This window comes from Spirulina sp. CCY15215, from assembly GCF_016888125.1.
In the GTDB taxonomy this organism is placed as follows: domain Bacteria; phylum Cyanobacteriota; class Cyanobacteriia; order Cyanobacteriales; family Spirulinaceae; genus CCY15215.
The window spans coordinates 1-1331 of sequence record NZ_JACSWA010000472.1; the positions used below are offsets into that span (position 1 = coordinate 1).

At 49.4% G+C, this 1331-nt stretch carries 1 protein-coding gene; it reads left to right on the top strand.

Translation table 11 applies throughout. The annotated features are described in order from the left end of the window. Positions 1–254: 254 nt before the first annotated feature. The gene (locus JUI58_RS15815; RefSeq protein ID WP_204104768.1) at positions 255–1007 is read left to right on the top strand and encodes a PspA/IM30 family protein; all 753 of its coding nucleotides are present in this window, start codon (positions 255–257) and stop codon (positions 1005–1007) included. The last annotated feature ends 324 nt before the right edge of the window (positions 1008–1331 follow it).

Sequence of the window (1331 nt, forward strand, 5' to 3'; positions counted from 1 at the left end):
GAAATTATTGTAACACAAGACGGGTTAAAACCCGTTGCGTTCGATGTCCATTGATTAAAATCAATGGCTAACCCTCACTCTCTAGCTTTAGGTTTTTTTCAGTCGCAAAATAGCAATAATGGCAAGCAAACCCCGCAAAAAGCTAGACTAGATAATAGCGAAAAACGTAAATAAATCTTAACCGCACGCCGAGATCGCTCTGGCTGCATTCTTATCACTCAGTTCTGTACGTTTTCAATAGGATAAATAAAGTCATGGGATTATTCGATCGCCTGAGCCGCGTCTTGAGAGCCAACCTCAACGACATGGTGAGTAAAGCAGAAGATCCAGAGAAAATTCTGGAGCAGTCTATTATTGATATGCAGGAGGACTTGGTGCAGTTGCGTCAAGCCGTCGCCCGTTCTATCGCGACTCAAAAACGCACCGAACAGCAATACAACAAGAATCAAACCGATTCTAATCAATGGCAGCAACGCGCTCAACTTGCCCTTTCTAAGGGAGATGAGACTTTAGCTCGGGAGGCTTTGCAGCGTAAAAAAACCAGTGCAGATACTGCGGCTCAACTCAAGGCTCAACTGGATAACCAAGGCGGTCAAGTTCAAACCATGAAAAAGAATTTGATTGCTTTAGAGAGCAAAATTTCTGAGGCTAAAACCAAGAAAGATATGCTCAAAGCTCGCGTACAAGCAGCGAGGGCGAATGAACAGCTACAAGGTACGATGGGGTCTCTCAATACGGGGGGTTCTATGGCAGCGTTTGAGCGCATGGAAGAAAAGGTACTGGAAATGGAAGCGCGTTCTCAAGCGGCGGGAGAGTTGGGAGGTGTTAACATTGAAAGTCAATTCGCGGCGCTAGAAAGTGGTAGCGATGTTGATGACGAACTCGCGGCGATGAAGGCACAAATGGGGGGTTCTTCTCCAAACCAAGGGGCGTTACCCAGTGCCAGTAGCTCACCTCCTGTTGATGCAGAATTGGAAGACCTTCGCAGACAATTGGATAAATCATGATATTTCTCCCGCGCTAACATCTTTGCTCTAGCGCGGGATTTTTAAATCTTGATGGTCAGGGAATTAGGTTATGTTGGAGGGTGTTGATTTTTTGTTATTTTCAGATAGAATGTGCGCGGCTAGGGAGCGAGACGACGCAGCTAGGGAGCGCGAGACGACGCGGCTAGGGAGCGAGACGACGCAGCTAGGGAGCGAGACGACGCGGCTAGGGAGCGCGAGACGACGCAGCTAGGGAGCGAGACGACGCGGCTAGGGAGCGAGACGACGCGGCTAGGGAGCGAGACGACGCGGCTAGGGAGCGAGACGACGCGGCTAGGGAGCGAG

Excerpts from the sequence above, each read along its gene's own strand:
- JUI58_RS15815 (WP_204104768.1), top strand. The coding sequence starts at position 255 with ATGGGATTATTCGATCGCCTGAGCCGCGTCTTGAGAGCCAACCTCAAC.